Source organism: Streptomyces ossamyceticus, assembly GCF_001418475.1.
Classification (GTDB): domain Bacteria; phylum Actinomycetota; class Actinomycetes; order Streptomycetales; family Streptomycetaceae; genus Streptomyces; species Streptomyces ossamyceticus.
Window position 1 is genome coordinate 1 of record NZ_LIQX01000105.1, and the last position, 3,640, is coordinate 3,640.

The 3,640-nt window shown below is 69.7% G+C and carries 5 protein-coding genes; 3 read left to right on the forward strand and 2 right to left on the reverse strand.

All coding sequences use genetic code 11. The annotated features are described in order from the left end of the window. Positions 1-125: 125 nt before the first annotated feature. Both AOK15_RS09715 and AOK15_RS09720 read right to left on the reverse strand, forming a co-directional pair. Positions 126-590, reverse strand: coding sequence for a hypothetical protein (locus AOK15_RS09715; protein ID WP_055514868.1), 465 nt, complete (start codon positions 588-590; stop codon positions 126-128). Continuing rightward, positions 581-1,108: an ATP-binding protein gene (locus AOK15_RS09720; protein WP_420876888.1), complete on the reverse strand. Its 528-nt coding sequence runs from the start codon at positions 1,106-1,108 to the stop codon at positions 581-583. Before AOK15_RS09720 ends, AOK15_RS09715 begins: the two co-directional genes overlap by 10 nt. 430 nt (positions 1,109-1,538) lie before the next feature. Between AOK15_RS09720 and AOK15_RS09725 the strand changes: the two genes are divergently transcribed. The 3 genes from AOK15_RS09725 to AOK15_RS09735 all read left to right on the forward strand — a co-directional run bounded on the left by AOK15_RS09725 (position 1,539) and on the right by AOK15_RS09735 (position 3,580). Then, positions 1,539-2,399 carry a helix-turn-helix domain-containing protein gene (locus AOK15_RS09725; protein ID WP_055514870.1) on the forward strand — a complete coding sequence of 287 codons (861 nt, stop codon included), beginning with the start codon at positions 1,539-1,541 and terminating at the stop codon, positions 2,397-2,399. A gap of 9 nt (positions 2,400-2,408) precedes the next feature. Next, on the forward strand, positions 2,409-2,687 hold the full coding sequence (locus AOK15_RS09730) for a DUF397 domain-containing protein (RefSeq protein ID WP_055514872.1): 279 nt from the start codon (positions 2,409-2,411) through the stop codon (positions 2,685-2,687). A 77-nt stretch (positions 2,688-2,764) separates the two neighbouring features. Further along, positions 2,765-3,580: an SAM-dependent methyltransferase gene (locus tag AOK15_RS09735; protein ID WP_055514874.1), complete on the forward strand. Its 816-nt coding sequence runs from the start codon at positions 2,765-2,767 to the stop codon at positions 3,578-3,580. Positions 3,581-3,640: the final 60 nt, after the last annotated feature.

Consider the following 3,640-nt stretch of genomic DNA (forward strand, 5'->3'; position numbering starts at 1 on the left):
ACCCACACCCGCACCCGCCCACGAGCCGACAACCCCCACCCGGAAGGCGCACCTGGCGAACGATCAACGCCGCCCGACTCAGAAGCCGAACCACGCCCGACGCAGAAGCCGAACCACCGCAGCTCTCAGGCCGTCATGGTCCGCGACCACGCAGGCGTCGTCCCCGTCACCCGGCACACCGCCAGGTACAGAGGTATCGGCGGCGTATAGGGAATCGTCCCCTCCGGCCGGTGGATCAGCGCGGCCGAACCGTCGGAGACCAACGCTCCGGTGGTGTAGCGCGCCGGCTCCGGCCACTCCAGCGCATAGTCGGAGTCGGCCGGAACAAGCCACCACCAGTGCTCCCGGTCGGCGTAGACACAGCCGACGCGGGGCAGCCGGGGCAGCACAAGCGGGCCGATGTCCGCCGGGACGGCGACGGCGTCGCAGCCCATGGGCGTGGTCATGCCCTCGGGCAGCGGGATGGGGCGGGGCGTCGCCACGGGCCGCTGGGCGCGGCGCAGGCGGGTCAGGGTGTCGAGGCTCACCACGCGGGCCACTCTGCCCCCACCGAAGGCACTGGTGGGGCCGATCGACGCGCTCACACCCATTCGGCCCCCGTCCTGCCTCGTTCGGCCCCCGTCCTGCCCCGTTCGGGCATCGAACTGCCCCGATCGGGCATCGAACGGTCCTCGACCCGCGTCCCCGCGCGGTGGCAGGCGTCCGCCTCGCCGCCGCGGTCGTCGTTGGGCGGCTTCTTCGCGCCCCAGCCCAGGTCGGAGCGGGCCGCTGTGGCCACGTCCAGTACGCCTCGGGGGACGTCGGCCCAGACCAGCAGGCCCATGCCGACGGGCTGGGCGCCCCAGGAACGGCAGAGGGACTCGATGAGCAGCAGCCCCCGGCCGTGTTCCTCCTCGGGCCGCTGCGGCGAGGGATGCGGCTCGCCGGGAGCGCAGCCTTCGTCGCGTACCGCTATCCGCACCAGGTCGTCGCCGTCCTGCAGCTCGCAGACGATCTGGGCGCTCGCGGTGTGCACGATCGCGTTGGTCACCAGCTCGGACACGACCAGGGCCGCCGTGTCACAGGTGTCCTCGCACAGGGCCCAGCCGGTGAGCTGGGTACGTGTCACGCGCCGGGCCTGAGCCACGGCACCCGGGTGCGCGGCCAGCTCGAATCGAAACCGGCGGTCGGCGGTGGTATCGGGGCTCGCCCCGGCGGCCGGACCGGGACCGAGGCGGTCACCGGCGGCGTCTGTTCCTAACGGCGCAGGGGGCGGAATCACGCTTGCCACTATCGCCGCGCCATGAACACTTGGCAAGTGTCACTCTGAAAATTGCAGAGTGCCGTATGACTCTCTGAACGGTCATGGCACACTGCACGCAACAGCACGTGTAGCGGCGCCAGTTGGAAATCCCTCGCACAACGTTCACATGCACGCACAGTGTCCGTATGTATGCGGAAACGCATGTGAACTGCGGACTTCCGGATGGCGCCGCCGGGCTGTGGGGACCAGGTGTACGGGTTCGTGTCGGGCTTTTCACGTCGGATGGAGTTGCGAGATGAGCGAGCCGCGGTCCGCGCCGACGGTCGGCCAGGTGGTGCTCGGCCGGCGTCTGCTGGATCTGCGCGAGCGCGCTGGCATCCGGCGGGAGGACGCCGCGCGCATCCTGCATGTCGCGCCGGCCACGGTCCGCCGTATGGAGACCGCCGAGGTCGCCCTCAAGATCCCCTACCTCCAGCTCCTGCTGAAGGCGTACGGCGTCGGGGACGAGGAGGCGGAGATTTTCGTCCGCCTCGCGGAGGAGGCCAACAAACCCGGCTGGTGGCAGCGGTTCCACGACATCCTGCCCAACTGGTTCTCCATGTACGTCAGCCTGGAGGGCGCGGCCGGCCTCATCCGCAGCTACGACCCGCACTTCGTCCCCGGCCTGCTGCAGACCGAGGGCTACGCGCGCGCGGTGATGGTCTCGGGCGCCATCGGCCAGACCAGACCCGACGACATCGAACGGCATGTGGCCCTGCGCATGCAGCGGCAGGAACTGCTCACCCGTAAGGACGCCCCTCGGCTCTGGTTCGTCATGGACGAGACCGCCCTGCGCCGTCCCGTCGGCGGACCGGACGTCATGCGCGCCCAACTCGACCGACTGCTGGAGGTCACGGAGCTGTCCCATGTGACGGTGCAGGTCACCACCTTCGACACAGGACCCCATCCCGGCACGTACGGGCCGTTCGTCCTGTTCCGTTTCGCCATGCCCGAACTCCCGGACATGGTCTACAGCGAGTACCTGACCGGCGCCGTCTACCTGGACGACCGCTCCGAGGTGGCGACCCACCTCGAGGTCATGGACCGCATGGCGGCGCAGGCCGCCACGGCACAACGCACGAAGGAGATCCTCCGGGATCTCCGCAAGGAGCTCTGAAGACACCGAATGGATCGCATCAAGCCGCAGTCGCGCACGCACTCGCAGTCGCACATCCGCGTCTACAACGGAATGCCCGCACGGGAGCTGGGCAGCGAAGGCTGGCACAAGCCCTGGAGCGGCGGCAACGGCGGCAACTGCCTGGAGGCGATGAAGCTCGCCGACGGCCGGATCGCCGTACGGCAGTCCACCGACCCCGACGGGCCGGCCCTCATCTACACGCCCGACGAGATGGACGCCTTCATTCAGGGGGCCAAGGCGGGGGTGGCCGACTTCCTGCTCTCCTGACTTGTTGCGCACTCTCTGTTGTTCAGCCGATCCCCCTATGTTGGCCCTGAATTGATCATTGACTGCTGCAGAACCTTATGGAGTTCGTCATGAGCGGGAGGCCCCCCGTCGAGATCGACACGAGCAGACCCCATCCCGCGCGGATGTACGACTGGTACCTCGGCGGCAAGGACAACTACCCGGTGGACGAGGCGATGGGCCGGCAGATGCTGGCCCTCGACCCTCGAGTGCCGGTGATGGCACGCGTCAACCGTGCCTTCATGCACCGGTCCACGCGGTGGCTGGCCCAGAACGGCGTACGGCAGTTCCTCGACATCGGCACCGGTATCCCCACCGAGCCGAACCTCCACCAGGTCGCCCAGGAGGTCGCCCCCGACGCGAGGGTCGTCTACTGCGACAACGATCCCATTGTGCTGGCGCACGCGGCGGCCTTGCTGCGCGGGACCCCCGAGGGGCGGACCGAGTACCTCCAGGCCGACGTGCGGGACCCGGGCGCGGTGATGGAGGGCGCCAGGAAGGTGCTGGACTTCGACCGGCCCGTCGCGCTCTCCCTGATCGCGCTGCTGCACTTCGTCTCCGACGAGGACGGCGCGCACGACCTGGTCCGGCGGCTGACGGCCGAGCTGCCCTCCGGCAGCTATCTGGTCGTCACGCACGCGACCGCCGACTTCACCCCGGAGGAGTCGAAGGCGGCCACGGAGAAGCTCAAGGCCGCGGGCGTCACCCTCGCCCTGCGCTCCCGCGAGGAGTTCACCCGCTTCTTCGACGGCTTCGACCTGGTGGCCCCCGGCGTCGAGGTCCCGCACCAGTGGCACCCCGAGCTGGGCGAGCCCGTACCCGGCCAGGACGAGGGAGTCATCCCCGGGTACGGGGCGGTGGCGCGCAAGGTCTGAGACGGGCGCCCGAGATCTGAGACGGGTGCGCGAGGCGAGGCATGTGTAAGGGGCGGTCGC

Excerpts from the sequence above, each read along its gene's own strand:
- AOK15_RS09730 (WP_055514872.1), top strand. The coding sequence starts at position 2,409 with ATGGATCGCATCAAGCCGCAGTCGCGCACGCACTCGCAGTCGCACATC.
- AOK15_RS09715 (WP_055514868.1), bottom strand. The coding sequence starts at position 590 with ATGGGTGTGAGCGCGTCGATCGGCCCCACCAGTGCCTTCGGTGGGGGC.
- AOK15_RS09735 (WP_055514874.1), top strand. The coding sequence starts at position 2,765 with ATGGAGTTCGTCATGAGCGGGAGGCCCCCCGTCGAGATCGACACGAGC.
- AOK15_RS09725 (WP_055514870.1), top strand. The coding sequence starts at position 1,539 with ATGAGCGAGCCGCGGTCCGCGCCGACGGTCGGCCAGGTGGTGCTCGGC.